Below are 15,797 nucleotides of genomic sequence, written 5' to 3'. Positions count from 1 at the left end.
CGACGCCGTACCCAGCGTCCGAGACGAAGCCCATTCGGTCAAGGCGTCGTCTCGCGCATGACATCCGGCGCAAGGGGAAGGGGCTCGCGAACAGGGGGCACCGCGGTTAACGCAACGCGCGCCGCCGTCTCCAGCTCGGCGAGCCGGAACGGTTTGCGAAGTATCTGGTCCGGCGAAAGGACCGACTCGACGGCGGCCATGTCGGCGAACCCCGTGGCGAGGACGACGGGCAATTCGGGTCGGCGTCGCCGTGCCTCCCGGATGACCTCGACGCCGTTCATGCCGGGCATCGCATAATCGACGATTAGCAGGTCAGGCGGCCGGGTCTCAAGCTGGGACAGGCCGTCCACCCCGGCGGCAGCGGCGGCAACATCGTAACCGAGAGCTTGGAGGCCCTCGACCACATAGCGACGCACCCCCTCGTCATCATCGATCACCAGGACCTTCGGTCGCCCGCCCACTGTCATCGAGGGTTCGAGCTCAATCGACGTCGGGCGCTCAGTCTGAGCCTCGGCGGCCGGCAGCCGGATCTCGATCCGCGTTCCCCGGCCTTCCACGCTTTCGATCGTCACGGTTCCGCTGGACTGCTGCGCGATGCCGAAGACCTGGCTCAACCCGAGACCGGTGCCCTTGCCGACGGGTTTGGTGGTGAAGAAGGGATCGAACACCTTGCTCAGGAGGGCCGGCGGGATGCCCGTTCCGGTGTCCTCGACACTGACCACGGCGTACCGACCCGCGCCCAGCGCGGGGTCGTCGCTGACGTCCAGACGGGTCGCAATCTCCAGGCGGCCGTGTTCGCCCATGGCGTCACGCGCGTTGATTGCCAGGTTGAGGATCGCCAGCTCCAGTTGGTTCTTGTCGGCCATGGCCCATGGTGCGGCGCAATCTGGCCTCATGTCGATGACGAGCTGGTGTCCGATGGTTCGGACCAGAAGATCGCTCATGCCCAGGACGAGGGCGTTGAGGTCGGTTGGACGCAGGTCAAGCCGCTGACTGCGCGAGAAAGCCAACAGCTGGTGCGTCAGTTTGGCCGCGCGTTCGGCCGCCTCCCGGGCGTAACCAGCGAGTTTGGCCGTGCGAGGCTCCTGGGTCCGTCCCAGGATCAGTTCGAGATTGCCGTAGATGGCGGTCAGGAGATTGTTGAAGTCATGGGCGATTCCGCCCGTCAGCTGTCCGACAGCCTCCATCTTCTGGGATTGGGCGAGCGCCGCCTGCGCGGATTCGCGTTCCAGGATCTCCTCCGTCAGCCGGTTGTTGGCATTGGACAGTTCGATCGTCCGCTGGGCGATTCCCGCCTCTAGACCTGCGTTCGCCTGGGTCAGCAGACCTTCGGCTGACATCAACTCCGACAGCAATCGACGCGTCTCGTACTGGCGGGACCGTCCGCGTAGGCCGGATTTGACGGCGCTGGCCAGGGTCTCTCCATGAATGGGCCGTTCGAGAACGACGACATTTCCCATCCGTTCCAGCAACTCCTGGGCCGCTGGCGGCCGCCGGCCGACCCGCTTGGTCGCCAAAAGGATGAAAGGGAAATCCGACCACGCCGGTTGCCCTTCCAGCCAAGCGACCAAGGGCGAGTGAACCGATCCGAGGGATTCCTCGGTGACGATGACGGCCCCGGCCCCAAGGACCAGTTCCTCAGCCACCTCGTCGAGACTGGCGCAGATCAGACAATCGACGCCTTGCTTCCTCAGCAGCGTCTGCATGACCTCCGCGTCCCGCCCGCGAAGGGCCAGGATGAGGATACGGGTTTCAACGCTCACTTGGTGCCGGCGGCCGGTTCGGAGGACATCATCGGCGTCGCTCCGTGATAGGTCGGCAGCCCGGTCAACACCCCTTCAAAGTCCTTGAGCGGGACGCCGATCTCGATGCCGCGCGGCGTCAGGCGGAACTCCCGGATGCTGGCCTCGTGGGCTGTGGTCCGGCTCTTGGCGACCGACAGTGCTTTCAAAACGATCCCGCGCGCCTCGAAATAGCGAAACAGGACGATGGTATCGGAGAGATAGCTGAGGTCGATCTCCGAACGGATGTCGCCGACGATGCCGTGCTGACCCAAAATCAGGAAGGTCACCACGCCCTGCTGGTTCAGGTAGGAGAGCATCTCGTGCATCTGCAGCAGCAGATACTTCTCGCCGGGCATGGCCTGCAGGAAGGCGTTGAGGCTGTCGATCGCCAAAAACCGAGCGCCGTCTGTTTCGACGGCCTTTCTTACCCAGCTCGCAAACTCGCCTGGCGACACCTCGGCCGGATCGATCTGCTGGACGGCCAGCATGCCGCTGGCGATGTGGGGAGCGAGGTCCATGCCCATGGCCTTGGACCGGGCCAGCATGGTCGCCATCCCCTCGTCGAACAGATAGTAAACCGCCCGGTCCCCGCGCTCGATCGCACTCAAGCAGGCGCGGATTGCAGTGGTCGTCTTTCCGACGCCGGACGGGCCGTTCAGCAGGGTGTTGGTGCCGGGCGTGATGCCGCCGCCCAGCATTTCGTCAAATTCTGCGATGCCTGTCGAAAGCAGAATGTCGCTGAAGTCGCGGTGATGCTCGGCGGCGATCAGGCGAGGGAATACGGCGACCCCGCCCGTTTCAATGGCGAAGTCATGATAGCCGCCGCGATACTTCACGCCGCGCATCTTCACCACCTGCAGCCGCCGCCGCGCCGAGCCGTAATCTTCCGCCGCCTGCTCCAGGGTGATAACCCCATGGGCGATGCTGTGGAGCTGGACATCGCCGGGGTCGGAGCTGCGGTCGTCGAGCATCAGGACCGTGCAGTCCCGGGTGGAGAAATACTGTTTCAAAGCGAGGATCTGGCGGCGGTAGCGCAGCGAGCTTTGGGCCAGCAGCCGCATCTCCGAGAGACTGTCGAAGACCACACGCGCGGGCCGCAGGCGATCGACACATTCACGGACGCCTCTCAGGGTCTCGCCCAGCTCAACCTCGGACGGCTCGAGAATGGATTGCTCACTGTCGGGATCTAGGCCCGCCTCGGCAATCAGTTCAAACAGTTCGATGCCCTCCAGCGACCACCCATGGCTGGTGGCCACTTCACGCAGTTCCGTCGTTGTCTCGGACAAGGTTATGTAAAGGCCGGATTCGCCCTGCGTTGCCCCTTCCAAAAGGAACTGGAGCGCGATGGTTGTTTTACCCGATCCCGGCGTCCCTTCCAGGAGATAGGAGCGGTTGGCCGTCAGGCCGCCGCCTAGAACATTGTCGAGATCGCCTATGCCGGTGGACACGCGGCGGGTCGTCGGCAGCACTGGAGTCACGGGTCTTCCTCAGCTCACTCGAACATCTTCGGGCATGGAAACGGCCAAGTTCCCACTTGGCTCCGCCCTTCCCGACAGCAGCCCCTCCAAGGCTGAAGCCCAGAGCAATATTCTCGGCGTCTGGGACGTAATCTGAAGCATGATCCTCGCCGCTCGCGCCGCGGACCCCACAAGCAGGCGGTCAAGGTGCCTCAGTCGCAGAGCAGACATCAGCCCTTCTCATCGCGCCTGACGGCATTCCGCCCAACGGCACCGACGGTTTACTGACGAGAGGCACCTGATCAGGCGGCCTGGGATCCGTCCGACGCCCAGGCCCGATCCATCGAGGCGGCCGTGCAGGGTACACTGATCGATGCTTGTATCTGCTCAAGGGCAACCCGGCACCCGGGCCGGAGTTCGGCTACAAGCGAGCTTGGTTCGATCGTTTGATCGGGCACACCCAGAGCTTGATTTCGGCGAGGCTTCCCTTGCTCTCGCCGGCAATGTCGTCGCCGACGTCGGCCGAAATCCATCCAGCCCGTTCCATGGACGACATCGCACTGCTGAGCCCGGGAAGCGCGACGCCGACGTTGGTTTGATCGGTCAGGGCTGGGGCGTCCCTATGAATGAAGTCCAGACCGCATGGCGCAAAGCCGTTTCGGGCTGGGGACCTGGCGCTGAGGCTTGCAATGTCTTCACACACGACCCGCGCTGTTGAGCAGAGAGCGATGTGTTCGCCGCCCGACCTTCGGACCTGAACAGTAAGGGCTGCATTGAACTGCAAGCCGTGCGCCGGTCGCGGCGCAAAGAGAGTATCCGACATGCCGCGAGGAGACAAGTCCGCATACACTGACAAACAGGAGCGGAAGGCGGATCACATCGGCAACCGCGGCAGGGTCTCCCAACCCCGCTGACTGGAGCCTCATCCGGGAATCGGAGAGGCGTCGACAGGCGCTTCGAAAGAGTTCCTGTGACGGGTCCGTGCAATGGCAAAGGACGGCGATGACGATCCTGATCAGAGCTTATCGGCGTGAGGACCTCGGTGAGTTGATCCAGTTGTTTACGGACTCGGTGCATCGGGTAGCCTGCCGTAACTACGGCCCCGATCAGATCGCGGCCTGGGGACTGGCGGCGGTTAACCGGGAGCAATAGCGCACGAGGCTGGAGAGCCGGCCGACGTTCGTGGCCGAGGTGGCCTCTCAGATTGCAGGCTTTAGCGATCTCAAGCCAGACGGACACATCGACCTGATGTTTGTGAGCCCTCGCATCAAGGTCGTGGCGTTGCGCGCAGGTTTCTGGAGCACATCGAGGCCTGCGCTCGGGACCAGGGCATCAGTCGCCTGTTCACTGCGGCCAGCATCACCGCGCGGCTGTTTTCCAGAAATATGGTTTCGATCTGATCGCGGAACAAGAGGTTTTCCTCCGCGGGCAGATGTTCAGAAACTTTCACATGGCGAAGATGCTTCGGTCCGAGTGATGATCGGCAGCGAAAACTGGACGAGCGACGCCGCTCGCCCGCGCTCGTGTCTTCCATTGATATTGCTCTAGTGGTGCGAGCCCTCCTGAAGTCGAAGAAGGGCCACTAGCAGGCTCGGAAGAAGCCACCCCATCGAGCACGGCAACGGCATCATGGGTCAGCCTCGGCCGACATCCCCAAGCCGAATCTGGCGTGAAGTCGGCATCACGGTGGCGTATGGTTCGGATAGCGGTTTTCCGCCTTTCGTCGCCTTCGCCCAAATGACCGACCCTGCAAATCCGCGCGGCGTCTCGCGGAGGCAAGCTATCGGTTTCCTGTCGACTGAAGCGGCCTTTAGCGATTTTACAGAGGCAGAAGTCGGTCGCATCATGCCCTGCATGCTGGCGGATACCCTAAATCGGGCGATACGTTTTCAAATGCCCGGCAGAGCCAAGGCAATCCAGGCATTGCAGCGGACGCGATGGCCGGAGCTAGACTGTTCCAACGGACGTCTTATACGTCCAAAGACAGCAGCGGCTACGCTTGGCTATCGTATCACCAGTCCCATTTGTCCCTCTGACACCATTTGCTTTTGGGAGCTTCAGATGGCCGGAGGATGGACCCGCGACGGCGCGGTTCTGGATCAGATCGACAACACCGTCCTGGATGGGGTTTTAACGGCCCGCGCGCGCATGCCCGTCGGTGAGGGAACCGAAGACTGCATCGAATGTGGCGACCCTATTCCCGCCGCGCGCCGCCAGGCCCTGCCCGGCGTGATCACTTGCGTGCCGTGCCAGTCAGGTCGCGACAGCCGCGTCGTCGTCGCCGGCATCAACCGGCGCGGCAGCAAGGACAGTCAGCTGCGCTGACGGCATGGTCACCTCTCTCTTCCCCGAACCCGTCGCGACGGGTCCGGACGCTCGGCCTGACGGTCTATGCTATGCTGAGAAGGTTATTCCGCAGGATATGCAGGCCGATCTGATCGGTCGCGCCAGGACGCTCGACTTCGCCCCCTTCGACTTTCGGGGCTTCAAGGGCAATCGCCGCACGGTCGCGTTCGGCTCGCGTTACGATTTTAGCCGGAGCCGCGTGGACGTCGCCGAGCCCTTGCCGGACTGGCTGCTCCCGTTCCGCGGCATCGCCGGGTGGTTCGCCGACATTCCGGAGGATGAGTTGGCGCAGGCCCTGATCACGGAATATGCACCTGGTGCCGGTATCGGCTGGCACCGCGATCGGCCGGAGTACGGAAAGATCGTCGGCATGTCCTTCGGCTCCGACTGCGTGCTGCGTTTCCGCCATCCCGAAGCGGGTGGCTGGCGACGCGCCGCTCAGGTTCTGCGGCCCGGCTCCGCCTACCTGCTGGATGGTCCTGCCCGCCGGGAATGGCAGCACAGCATCACGCCCGGCGATCAGTTGCGCTATTCGGTGACGTTCCGCTCGATGCAGTAAGCAGGCACAAGCGCAGCCATACCCGTGCCGATGCGTTAGCGCGGTATGACGGCAACCCGGCCAGAACCCTTTTCAACGGCTCTCGGCCGCGCCGTTGTCGGCGCGATCCTCTTTGCCTTCCCGCTGCTGATGACGATGGAGATGTGGGAACTCGGCTTCCAGATGGATCGCCTGCGGCTGCTCCTGTTTCTGGGTGTCGGCATCGGCCTCATCTTCGGTCTCGCCTACTACTCCGGCTTTCGCGAGACACGCGGCCTGCTCAATGACGCCGTCGACACCTTCGCGGCCATCGCCATCGGTTTCCTGGTCAGCATCGTGCTGCTCGCCTTGTTCGGCGTCTACACGCTCGACGAGCCGTTCAGTGCCTCGGTCGGAAAGACCGCGCTGCAAGCCATCCCTGCGGCCCTGGGCGCAGTCCTCGCGCGGCATCAACTTATGGGCTCACAGACCAACGAGGCCTCGACAGCCGCCGGCTCAACCTACGCCGGGGAGCTGTTCCTGATGAGCGCAGGCGCCCTCTTCATTGCCTTCAACGTCGCTCCAACGGAGGAAATGATCCTGATCAGCTTCCAGATGGACCTGCCGCAAACCCTCCTGCTCGCCGCCCTGTCGATCGCCCTCCTGCATCTAGTGGTCTTTAGTCTGGGCTTTGCGGGACAGGAATCGCATGATGGGCAACTGCGCGCCCTCGCCCAGTTCACGATTCCCGGCTACGCGATCGCCCTGCTGGTGAGCCTCTACGTCCTGTGGACCTTTGGCCGGACCGACGGTTTGTCGCCGCATGAGATCGTCTCGACGATGATCGTGCTCGGATTTCCCGCCGCCCTGGGCGCGGCGCTGGCGAGGCTGGTGGTCTGATGCCCCAAGGAAAAGCAAAGACACCGGCGACATCGGCGTCGGACAGGCAGGGCCCCCTGACCTGGATCGTTTCCGGACTCGGCCTGCTGGTTATCGTGGCCTCGATCGTTATCGTTGCCCTCGACGCGACCGACCGAGCGACACCGCCGTATCTCCGCGTCACGGAGACGAGCCGCGACACTATCGCCGGAGTCACCCGCGTCGAGATCGAGGTGCGCAACCTAGGCGGCGAGGCTGCCTCCGCGGTCGAGGTAAAAGGGTTCACAGCTGCTCACGAGACCAGTCAGGTCAGTCTTGACTACGTCGCGGGGCACTCGCATCGCGAGGCAACCTTATCCTTCCAGGGCGACCCAGGCACCGTCAACTTTCAAGCGACAGGCTGGACCAAGCCGTAGTCGCGGAAGTCGTTCCGAACTTGTCCCTAGGCCCTGGGAGGCGGCTTTGCTCGGCTGCTGGAAACCGGACACTCTGCTGAGAGTAGACCGATCACGGCATGTCGTCGCCACAGGATCCAATGACAGCCGTCACAAAAACCCACCTCGACGCACTCGCTGACGACGCGCGCAAAATGATCGACGCCCTCAGAGCGCTCGTCCGGATCGGCGTGCCCGACTCGGTAGAATCGACCAAGTGGAACGTGCCAATCTTCGCAGTCGACGGCGTGATCGCATTAGGTTTGGCCTCGACCCCAAAGGCGGGGTAGGCCTCGTCCTGCACCAAGGTGCCAAATAACAAGTGCCGATCGATCCGACAGGCGTTGATCACGGCCCGTTTGCCCCCTGGCCGTCCCCGGATGGTCGTAGTTAATCTGCCTCTGTTGGTGCTGCGGCCGGAATGGGAGCCCGCAGGCTTCATAGCTGATCTCGGGCTCCGGTGGGAGCGGCCGGGCGGCGCAGCTATTCACGTCGCGCAGCCGCCTTGCCAAGTGGTTCAGCCGCACAGTCTCCGACGCGAAACCGCCGGGCGGAGTGCGGTCGGACGTGGTTGTAGTCGTGCCGCCACCGGTCGATCACGGCCCGGGCATCCGCCAGGGTCGTGAACACCTCCTCGTCCAGGCACTCGTCACGGAACTTGCCGTTGAAGCTCTCGACGAAGCCGTTCTGCCGCGGCTTGCCGGGATCGATGTCGTGCCCGCCAACGCCCGCCCGGTTGGCCCATCCAGCATCGCCCACGACGTCACCTCCGTCCCATTGTCTCCGACGATCAGCAGAAGGCTGCCCGGCCAACAGCGGGCCCAGTCAGTCTTTTCCCAGGATATCCTTCAACGCCGACACGTCCCGCATCGACTGCGCCAGCAACTTTTTCGGCCGCCGGTTCTCGTCCTGCAGCACCTTCAGCTTCTCGGCGTCCCCGATGCTGACGTGACGTCCCTGATGACGACACCCCAGAAAACCTGGTCAGATGGAGGTCGTCCACACCATCACGTCAGGCCTCCAGTCGTAAAAGGGCAGGTGCACGGTGGCCATCAGGGGAAGTCGGGCTGGAAACTTGTGGGCCATCCCGACATCAGTGGATGAGCTGCGCGCCGCCGGTTCGAGGACCAACCCCCGCCGGCACGGGGACGTTGGATGTCGAGTAGTTGGCGTTAATGATGAGGGATGGCGAGCCCTTCAGCTCGACCATTCGTGCAACGATAACCGTCCACGCACTGTCCCGTGCAACATCCGCCTTTCCACCCTCCACGATGAGAAGGGCGTTGGGGACGTAGATGACGCCCAGCAGGGTCTCGACGTTGTCACTGGTAATGATGAAGTCGTTGGTGTTCCCACGGGTCGCGACCATCACCATCCCGGCGTAAGGACCCGTCCGACGCCCATCCAGGTTGACCAAGGCATGGTCCTTGAACTCGAACTTGGAGTCCTTGTCGAAAAAGAGAACGAGGTCCTCCCCGGTCAACCGGGCGTTCTCCTTGATCTCCAGGTGCCCTCCGACGAAATAATGTTCGCCGGGCTCCAGGATCAGAACCGCATCGCCTGCCATCTTGTAGCCGCCGCAGTGAACACCGGGTGCGACGCGATAGCTCCGGTTTTGACATCCTCCTTTGGTGGGGACGCCGGACAAGCCTGATTGTCGTCAATGACCATGCTGGCGAAGGGATCCTCGATCAGCGCCGCCCCAGTCCCCGGCTTCGGGGAAATGACGCCACGGGCCGATGTGACGGCCTGAACCATGGACGCTGCGATACTTCCTCCTTCGACCAGGATGTCCCGGTTGGAATGGACAAGACAGGCAGGGGCTTGCAGCGTGCCTTGATCCTTGACGTTCAGGGCCTTGGACTTCGACGTTCCCGTCACAAGGACACAGAGCGGCGTCATCCCGACCGCGACCGCCTGGGACTTGACCTTATAGTTCCAGCCTCCCGGCGGCAACAGATTGCCGAAGAAGGAGTCGTTGTGGCCGTCGAGGATCACCTCCATGACGCGCCGTCCTTCCCGCTCGACCACAGTGATAGACATCTGGACTTCCGGCGGGCTTCGCCAGTCCGCGATATGCGCTCTGACGAAAGACTCGGCCCGCGCAATGGCGGCCTTGTCGTCGATCGCCAGACCGAGTTCATTCGCCCCGGCCAGCGCCGCGGCATCCGAAATGTCCTGAAGTCTCACGCGGGAGGACTGGACGTTGGACAGGTCCACAGCGCCTATGGAGATGAGGCCGATTGCGGGCAAACCGAGCGCGAACATCATGGCGATGTTGCCCCTCCGGTCTCCAAAAAATCCCGGCAGGAGGGTCGTGAAAGTCAATACTGAACTCAACGCTACACAGAAGATACGCAAACCAGGACCGACGCAGTCGCAAAACCCTAAGCAAACCCCGTCCCAAGGTCGGCGTTAGAAGTCCGCCACCGACATCTCGCGAGGCCAACGCATCGCGGACGCCGATAGCTGGGGTGGCGACCTGACCGAAAGTGGGGCGTCAAGGTCAGGCCGCCCGTCGCACGAGACCGTGGGACTCGCGCGACAATCTCGGGATCTGGCCAGTTCTGCCCCCGGCTGAACCACGCCATGAACAGACGAAACGGCCAGCCGCCGTTTGCCTTCCGCGCGACCGGGCGCGCGCGGCGGCCCTTTCCATTCATGAAGCTGATCACCAATGCGCCCACGTCCTGCCCGTCGGGAACCTAGTACCCGCCAAGGTCAACTGACAAGCGTTGCCGTTATAGTGTCTGTTAGCGTACCAAATGTACTTTGTGGAGGCCGAGGCGAGACAGACGTCAGTGATACTCTTTGACGAAAGCTAAGGACTGCGCTGCGACTTCTGTCGAAAGAGGTGCAAGATGGCGACTATCCTGATAGCCGACGACGATCCCATAGTTCGTGAAATCGCGTGCGAGATGCTCAGGTCCACGGACCATGCGGCGGTGATGGCTGAGGATGGCCTGGAAGTCCTGAAGCTGCTCAGTGCGCTGCACGTTGATCTGCTGATCACCGACATGCTGATGCCCAAGATGGACGGGGTCGAGGTCATGATGGAGGCGCGGATCAAGCATCCTTCCCTGAAGATTCTCGCGATCAGCGGAGGGGGATCTGTCGGAGCCGACTACATTCTGCATACGGCCAAGGTTCTCGGAGCGGATGCGGTTCTGAAGAAGCCGCTCCGCTTGAACACCTTCCTCGAAACCGTTGATGACCTGCTTTACGACCGTGTCCGAGGTCGCATCGGTAGGCCACGCGAACGGGTTACCTCCGGCGTGACGGCCGGACCAGCGTCAGAGCCTTCGCCCACCCCGGCCTGAGTTCGGATCCAGTTCGTCCCTGATGGTCCACAAGGATCATGCGCATTGAGCTTGGAAAATGGGCCGGGGTCTTGCGGTGCCCGGCCACCAGCTTTCGCCAGTGATGTCGGCCAGAGGCCAGCTTCAGGAGCAAGATCGTGATAAAGCCGCCAGTTTCAACCCCGTGCGACACCAGCGCGATCATGGCCGTGGTGGCAGTCACAGTCTTTAAAACAGGCAAAGCGATGGAGGCCCGACACGGCTGATGCCGTGTTGGATTGAGATACCTGCGCCAAGGAAGGCTGAAACGCCGGTATTGAACCGAAACAGCCGAATGTACCCGGTCAAGGAGACCTTGCGGTAGCCATCCGAGCGGCCCCGATGGCGATCAGAATTATCCAGGCCCGGGGGCTGGCCTTCAGACACCAAAACGGCTCGACGTCCATCGACGCCGAGCCGTAAGGGAAGATTATCGCAGCCGATCGCGAACGTCCGGCCCGCGTGTCCTAGCGATAACGCGCGCGTTCCTCAGCGATCTGATCGGTCGAATAGGGCTGGGCCTCCGCGTCGAACCGCGACCAGCCCGACTGACGATAGGCCTCGCCGCGGGTCGTGGCGTCATAACCACGCTGTCCATTCAAGATGGCTTCCAGACGATCCTTCTCGTCGCCGGCGGCTTTGATGCTGACCAAGGTGCCGCCGCGACGGACACCTTCGGAATAGACGTTGGCCTCCTCGTCGCTGTGACCGGCTTCCTTCAGCGCGCCCAGCAAGCCGCCCGTGGCACCACCAGCGACTGCGCCGACGGCAGCTCCGACGGCAGTGGAGGCCAGCCAGCCGGCGGCGACGACGGGACCCAGGCCGGGAATGGCGAGCATACCCAGGCCAGCCAGGACACCAGCTCCGGCCCCGAGAAGACCCCCAGTGGCGGCACCCTTGCCTGCCCCATCGGCGACGTCGTTCTCCCCGTCGCCATTGCGGTCGCCCAGTGGGCCATTAGAGCCACCCTTTTCACCGGAGTGCCAGTTGTCGGAATTGTTTGAGACGATGCTGATCTTGTCGTGAGAAACGCCGGCGGCTTCGAGGTCAGCGACGGCCTTCAAGGCTTCGGTATGGGTATCGAACAGACGTGTGACGGTGGCCATGCGATGGCTCCTTAAAAAATGAAATTGAACTGAGAGTGGAGTCGATGTGGCCTAAGACGGCGTCACGACGCCCTTGTAGTCGACCGACACGGTCGTGGCGGCACCGCCCTCACGGGTGGCCTGACCCTTCCAGATGCCCTGCTCGTCCTGGGTGAGCGGTCCGGAAACCATATAGCCTTGCTTCTCCATAGCTTGCTTGGCCTGCTCCTCGGTAAAGGAGTTGGCACCGGGCGTTAGAGCGGCTTTTTCCGAAGTCTCTTGCGTATCGACGGCCGGGTTTGCCGGCGCTTCTGCGCTGGAGACCGCAGGTCCTTCGACGGGCGCTTCGGCGGTGTCGCTGTTTCCACAAGCGGTCAGCAGGATGGATGTCGCCGATAGGGCGAGGATGGTTTTCAACATGAGTGCATTCCCTTCCAAGGTTGCCCAGCCGGAAGAGATTGGCCGCCAGTTCGTTCCGAAAGGCCAAGGTTGGGGGCCTTGGATAAAACGGAAAGTGGACGCTCGTCGGGGTCTGATTGGCTTGGAAGCGGCTAAACGCGACGTGCCAGACTACGGACCTTAGAAGGCCTAATCGGCACGCGGACCTCGCCGGCTCGTCTAAGACAACGGACTTGCCGAAGTCGGCAAGATCGGGTGTGACGCGGTGGCGCTCGGCCAGCTCAGCCGGGCGCTTGCGCCGGGTTCAGCCGACCGAAGTGACCACTGCCCACCCAACTGTCGGGTTAGGGCGGTAATGATCCTGAGCCCCAAGCTCCCGGTTTCACCGGTCGCAGCCTGGGAGACGCCCACGCCGTCGTCGGTGATCACCAAGTTGCGAACCGCTCCGTCGTCGCAAAGCTCAATAACGATCTTGCCCGGACGGTTCGGAAAGGCGTGTTCCAAGGCGTTGTTCACGCATTCTAGCATGATTAGGACGACCGGCGTTGCTTCCTCGGCCGACAAAGCCACCTCGCCGCTAGAGATGGAGACAGCCACATCGTCGCGGGCGGCGGCGGTGAGTGCGTCAGTCACGATCGAGCGTGCCAATGATTCGAAGGCAGTGGCCTGACGCTCCGCGTCAACCAAGCTTCTTTGGATGCGGGCAATCAGGGCGGTGCGGGCAGAGGCATCGGCCAAGGCCTTGCGAGCACCCGGATTGACCGCAGCTCGTGCTTCCAGGCTCAGCAGCGCACTTACCACTTGGATATTGTTGGACACCCGATGCTGCACTTCCCTCAACAGGATGTCTCTGCTTTCCGCGAGGGCGGCGTTGCGCTCGACCTCGCGGGCCAACCGGCGTGACACGCCGTCCATGCCGACGATGAAGAAGATGTCGATCGCTGCGACGAAGACGTAGAAGCTCAAGGCGACCAAGGTGGCGACGCCGATGTCGAAACCCTGTGGGCCGATCCAGAACCACCACGCGGTCACGCCGGACAGTGTGGCGGTCAGGACAGCAGGTCGAAGACCGGCATAGTAAGCTACCAGCACGACGGCTGGGAAGAAGGTCAAGTAGGGAAAGCCCGGCGGGAACCAGTGCGCCAGCCCATAGCGCACGGCAAAAGCGACACCCCAGGCGAGGAGGGCCAGCAGGTAGCCGCGCCACGCGGCGCGTCGAAAGAAATCCTGATGCATGCAATCCCCGCAGGCGCGAGAGCGCGGCTACCAGCGATCTATCGAAGGTGCATCGCAGGAAGTCGAGTCCGGTGGTCCGTCGTGGTCGATCTCCGCTCTCGTCCAAGCAAGAATTTTAACTAGTACAGCTCAGACTATCCTTGATTGAGGATCCAGTACGTTGATTACACTACCCGTTTCAGACCGCGAGGCCTGCAGGGTCGAAATGGTCCAGTCCTTTGGGCTCGTCGGTCAGCCGAGGGCGGCGCTGCACGACGAAGTTGCGGCACTTGCTCGCGATCTGGCCGGTGTCGATACCGCACTTGTTTCTTTGGTGAGCAGCGACCGAAACTGGTTCGCCGGGACCGCCAACTTTCCTCATTCCGACCAATGCCGCTGGACTTCCTTCTGCACCCACGTCGTAGCCGATCCAGATAGGCCTCTGTGGGTCGAAGATGCCAAACTCGACTTCCGGTTCGCCGATAACCGCTACGTGGTTGGGGAACCGTATCTGCGCTTCTACGCGGGGATCCCCATTCTTGTGAACGGCTATGCCGTAGGCTCCCTATGCGTGTTGGACAGCACACCCCGGCCTCTTGACCCTGTTCTCGCTGCGCGTCTTGCTGGGCTTGCTAAAATCGTCGGGGCTGATCTCGCGACACGACACCAAGTCCAGACGCTGCGAAAGTCTCTCGTGGATTCCGCAGACGCGTTGATCGACTGCGATGATACCGGCTCGATCACGGACTGGTCCCAAGGCGCCGAGCGTCTCTTCGGGTTCAGTCAAGCGGAAGCCTTGGGCCGCAAAGTGAATATCATCTGCCCGCCGGACCGGATCGAGGCCCATGAGCACGGCTTTGCACACTGGCACCAAAGCGGCAACGCCCGATTGGGTCGTCGTATAGAACTGACTGCCCAGGCAAAAGATGGAAGTCCGGTGGACATCGAGCTCTGGATGTCGGTCACCCATATCAATGGCGTACGCCATATCCATTCCAATATCAGAGATATATCGACGAGGAAGCGACAAGCGACGGAGCTGCTGGCCGCAAAGCTGGAGGCTGAAGCAGCGAATTTGGCCAAATCGACCTTCCTCGCAAATATGAGTCACGAATTGAGGACACCTTTAAACGGGGTTGTCGCCGTCGCGGACCTTCTGTCCAAGACGGGCCTGACACCTCACCAGACCGAACTTACCTCAATCATCCAGTCATCTTCCGATCAGTTGCGTCGTCTGATCGGCGATATCCTTGATCTGGCTCGTATCGAGTCTGGGGAGATCGAGTTGGCGGACACTTCTATGTCCTTGTCCGCCGTCGTCAGTGATGTCGAAAATCTCTCGTCCGTCATGGCGCAAGCGAAGGGTCTGTCGCTCGTGACCGACGTCGCCGCCGACGTTTCGGGGCTGGTCATGGGGGACGCATTGCGCCTCAAGCAGGTGCTCACCAATCTGGTGTCAAATGCGGTGAAATTCACCGAGACGGGATCGGTCACTCTTCGTCTAAGTCAGTCTTGTTCCGGCTACCGCTTCGAGGTTGTCGATACAGGGATCGGTTTCACCGACGAACAAAGGGCCAATATTTTCGAGCGCTTCCAACAGGCTGATGGCAGCATCACGCGCCGCTTCGGTGGAACGGGCCTCGGCTTGGCCATATCACGCCAACTCGTGACCGCAATGGGCGGCGAGTTGGACTGCCAGGGCCAACCCGGGAGCGGTGCCGCCTTCTGGTTCACCCTGCCGCTCCGCGCGGCGGAGCAGCTTACGCCGACCCCTGAACCTACAGGAGGGGCCGACTTAGGCATGGGCCGCGCCCTGGTTGTTGACGACAATCCCACAAATCGCCGCGTTGCCGAACTTCTCCTAAACTCTGTCGGAGCCGACGTTGTGTCTGTCGAGGACGGTGAGCAGGCGGTTGATGCGTTTCTTAACGGGCGTTTCGATGTGATCCTGATGGACATGATGATGCCCGTGATGGACGGGCTAGCTGCAACTCAAGCCATTCGCCGCATCGAAGTCGCGAGACGCCTCGTCCCAACTCCCATTTTGATGTTGACCGCGAACAGCTTGCCCGATCACGTCGCAGCAAGCTTTGATGCCGGTGCCGATGCCCATCTCGCCAAGCCGATCAATGCGGCGGGGTTATTCGAAATGCTCTCGGACCTCTGCGGAGGGCAAGATCAGGCGGCGTCGCCGGATAGCAACCCAATGGCGGCCGACGGCTGATCTTCTCACCTTGCTTTTCGCTTGCAGCCGAGTTTCCCCGGCATCGGTCTTTCACGGGCCTGAAATCGGACCTTGGTGTCGCTGGTGCCAAGCGGACTATCTGGGCAGCAGGAAAGGGT

The 15,797-nt window shown here is 62.2% G+C and carries 17 protein-coding genes and 1 pseudogene; 9 read left to right on the top strand and 9 right to left on the bottom strand.

Features of this window, described 5'->3' with window-relative positions:
• Nucleotides 1-38 precede the first annotated feature (38 nt).
• Entirely contained in the window at nucleotides 39-1,763 is a 1,725-nt protein-coding gene (locus O5K39_RS10210; protein ID WP_271143522.1) for a response regulator, read from the bottom strand.
• On the bottom strand, nucleotides 1,760-3,253 hold the full coding sequence (locus O5K39_RS10205; protein ID WP_271143521.1) for an ATPase domain-containing protein: 1,494 nt from the start codon (nucleotides 3,251-3,253) through the stop codon (nucleotides 1,760-1,762). Before O5K39_RS10205 ends, O5K39_RS10210 begins: the two co-directional genes overlap by 4 nt.
• A gap of 365 nt (nucleotides 3,254-3,618) precedes the next feature.
• Here O5K39_RS10205 and O5K39_RS10200 point away from each other — a divergent pair, with 365 nt between their 5' ends.
• Entirely contained in the window at nucleotides 3,619-3,840 is a 222-nt protein-coding gene (locus tag O5K39_RS10200) for a hypothetical protein (protein ID WP_271143520.1), read from the top strand.
• Nucleotides 3,841-4,243: 403 nt separating this feature from the next.
• Entirely contained in the window at nucleotides 4,244-4,393 is a 150-nt protein-coding gene (locus O5K39_RS10195) for a hypothetical protein (RefSeq protein WP_271143519.1), read from the top strand.
• A gap of 115 nt (nucleotides 4,394-4,508) precedes the next feature.
• Here O5K39_RS10195 and O5K39_RS10190 read toward each other — a convergent pair whose 3' ends face one another.
• The gene (locus O5K39_RS10190) at nucleotides 4,509-4,775 is read right to left on the bottom strand and encodes a hypothetical protein (protein WP_271143518.1); all 267 of its coding nucleotides are present in this window, start codon (nucleotides 4,773-4,775) and stop codon (nucleotides 4,509-4,511) included.
• A gap of 527 nt (nucleotides 4,776-5,302) precedes the next feature.
• Between O5K39_RS10190 and O5K39_RS10185 the strand changes: the two genes are divergently transcribed.
• The 5 genes from O5K39_RS10185 to O5K39_RS10165 all read left to right on the top strand — a co-directional run bounded on the left by O5K39_RS10185 (nucleotide 5,303) and on the right by O5K39_RS10165 (nucleotide 7,707).
• Nucleotides 5,303-5,566 carry a DksA/TraR family C4-type zinc finger protein gene (locus tag O5K39_RS10185; protein WP_271143517.1) on the top strand — a complete coding sequence of 88 codons (264 nt, stop codon included), beginning with the start codon at nucleotides 5,303-5,305 and terminating at the stop codon, nucleotides 5,564-5,566.
• Between the two features lie 97 nt (nucleotides 5,567-5,663).
• Nucleotides 5,664-6,146, top strand: a complete 483-nt coding sequence (locus tag O5K39_RS10180) for an alpha-ketoglutarate-dependent dioxygenase AlkB (RefSeq protein ID WP_271143516.1) — start codon at nucleotides 5,664-5,666, stop codon at nucleotides 6,144-6,146.
• A gap of 45 nt (nucleotides 6,147-6,191) precedes the next feature.
• Nucleotides 6,192-7,004, top strand: a complete 813-nt coding sequence (locus O5K39_RS10175; RefSeq protein WP_271143515.1) for a TIGR02587 family membrane protein — start codon at nucleotides 6,192-6,194, stop codon at nucleotides 7,002-7,004.
• Nucleotides 7,004-7,399 (top strand): hypothetical protein, encoded by a 396-nt coding sequence (locus O5K39_RS10170; protein ID WP_271143514.1) that lies wholly within the window; start codon nucleotides 7,004-7,006, stop codon nucleotides 7,397-7,399. The genes O5K39_RS10175 and O5K39_RS10170 overlap by 1 nt, the downstream gene beginning before the upstream one ends.
• A 119-nt stretch (nucleotides 7,400-7,518) precedes the next feature.
• A complete protein-coding gene (locus O5K39_RS10165) occupies nucleotides 7,519-7,707 on the top strand; it encodes a hypothetical protein (RefSeq protein ID WP_271143513.1) in 189 nt (62 codons plus the stop codon).
• Between the two features lie 259 nt (nucleotides 7,708-7,966).
• Here the strand turns inward: O5K39_RS10165 and O5K39_RS10160 are convergent.
• The 3 genes and pseudogenes from O5K39_RS10160 to O5K39_RS10150 form a co-directional block, all read right to left on the bottom strand.
• Nucleotides 7,967-8,128: pseudogene (locus O5K39_RS10160) on the bottom strand (transposase); the annotation flags it as partial.
• 382 nt (nucleotides 8,129-8,510) lie between these two features.
• Nucleotides 8,511-8,984, bottom strand: a complete 474-nt coding sequence (locus tag O5K39_RS10155; RefSeq protein WP_271143512.1) for a hypothetical protein — start codon at nucleotides 8,982-8,984, stop codon at nucleotides 8,511-8,513.
• A complete protein-coding gene (locus O5K39_RS10150; protein ID WP_271143511.1) occupies nucleotides 8,963-9,688 on the bottom strand; it encodes a Tad domain-containing protein in 726 nt (241 codons plus the stop codon). The genes O5K39_RS10155 and O5K39_RS10150 overlap by 22 nt, the downstream gene beginning before the upstream one ends.
• Nucleotides 9,689-10,278: 590 nt before the next feature.
• Here O5K39_RS10150 and O5K39_RS10145 point away from each other — a divergent pair.
• A complete protein-coding gene (locus O5K39_RS10145) occupies nucleotides 10,279-10,737 on the top strand; it encodes a response regulator (RefSeq protein WP_271143510.1) in 459 nt (152 codons plus the stop codon).
• A gap of 485 nt (nucleotides 10,738-11,222) precedes the next feature.
• Here O5K39_RS10145 and O5K39_RS10140 read toward each other — a convergent pair whose 3' ends face one another.
• From O5K39_RS10140 to O5K39_RS10130, 3 genes are all read right to left on the bottom strand, one after another.
• A complete protein-coding gene (locus O5K39_RS10140) occupies nucleotides 11,223-11,861 on the bottom strand; it encodes a general stress protein (RefSeq protein WP_271143509.1) in 639 nt (212 codons plus the stop codon).
• Between the two features lie 51 nt (nucleotides 11,862-11,912).
• A complete protein-coding gene (locus O5K39_RS10135; protein WP_271143508.1) occupies nucleotides 11,913-12,260 on the bottom strand; it encodes a hypothetical protein in 348 nt (115 codons plus the stop codon).
• 198 nt (nucleotides 12,261-12,458) lie between these two features.
• Complete coding sequence (locus O5K39_RS10130) at nucleotides 12,459-13,475, bottom strand: histidine kinase dimerization/phosphoacceptor domain -containing protein (protein WP_271143507.1); 1,017 nt, start codon at nucleotides 13,473-13,475, stop codon at nucleotides 12,459-12,461.
• Nucleotides 13,476-13,680: 205 nt separating this feature from the next.
• On the opposite strand from O5K39_RS10130, the gene O5K39_RS10125 reads away from it, so the two are divergent.
• Nucleotides 13,681-15,678, top strand: a complete 1,998-nt coding sequence (locus O5K39_RS10125; RefSeq protein WP_271143506.1) for an ATP-binding protein — start codon at nucleotides 13,681-13,683, stop codon at nucleotides 15,676-15,678.
• Nucleotides 15,679-15,797: the final 119 nt, after the last annotated feature.

Origin of the sequence: Brevundimonas sp. NIBR10 (genome assembly GCF_027912515.1) — a bacterium.
In the GTDB taxonomy this organism is placed as follows: domain Bacteria; phylum Pseudomonadota; class Alphaproteobacteria; order Caulobacterales; family Caulobacteraceae; genus Brevundimonas.
This window is presented reverse-complemented; position numbering and strand designations above follow the sequence as displayed.

Bases quoted from the DNA above. Each gene is read 5' to 3' on its own strand.
- O5K39_RS10185 (WP_271143517.1), top strand. From the start codon at position 5,303: ATGGCCGGAGGATGGACCCGCGACGGCGCGGTTCTGGATCAGATCGAC.
- O5K39_RS10145 (WP_271143510.1), top strand. From the start codon at position 10,279: ATGGCGACTATCCTGATAGCCGACGACGATCCCATAGTTCGTGAAATC.
- O5K39_RS10150 (WP_271143511.1), bottom strand. From the start codon at position 9,688: ATGATGTTCGCGCTCGGTTTGCCCGCAATCGGCCTCATCTCCATAGGC.
- O5K39_RS10170 (WP_271143514.1), top strand. From the start codon at position 7,004: ATGCCCCAAGGAAAAGCAAAGACACCGGCGACATCGGCGTCGGACAGG.
- O5K39_RS10130 (WP_271143507.1), bottom strand. From the start codon at position 13,475: ATGCATCAGGATTTCTTTCGACGCGCCGCGTGGCGCGGCTACCTGCTG.
- O5K39_RS10140 (WP_271143509.1), bottom strand. From the start codon at position 11,861: ATGGCCACCGTCACACGTCTGTTCGATACCCATACCGAAGCCTTGAAG.
- O5K39_RS10165 (WP_271143513.1), top strand. From the start codon at position 7,519: ATGACAGCCGTCACAAAAACCCACCTCGACGCACTCGCTGACGACGCG.
- O5K39_RS10135 (WP_271143508.1), bottom strand. From the start codon at position 12,260: ATGTTGAAAACCATCCTCGCCCTATCGGCGACATCCATCCTGCTGACC.
- O5K39_RS10195 (WP_271143519.1), top strand. From the start codon at position 4,244: ATGACGATCCTGATCAGAGCTTATCGGCGTGAGGACCTCGGTGAGTTG.
- O5K39_RS10175 (WP_271143515.1), top strand. From the start codon at position 6,192: ATGACGGCAACCCGGCCAGAACCCTTTTCAACGGCTCTCGGCCGCGCC.
- O5K39_RS10180 (WP_271143516.1), top strand. From the start codon at position 5,664: ATGCAGGCCGATCTGATCGGTCGCGCCAGGACGCTCGACTTCGCCCCC.
- O5K39_RS10125 (WP_271143506.1), top strand. From the start codon at position 13,681: ATGGTCCAGTCCTTTGGGCTCGTCGGTCAGCCGAGGGCGGCGCTGCAC.
- O5K39_RS10155 (WP_271143512.1), bottom strand. From the start codon at position 8,984: ATGGCAGGCGATGCGGTTCTGATCCTGGAGCCCGGCGAACATTATTTC.
- O5K39_RS10190 (WP_271143518.1), bottom strand. From the start codon at position 4,775: ATGGAAGACACGAGCGCGGGCGAGCGGCGTCGCTCGTCCAGTTTTCGC.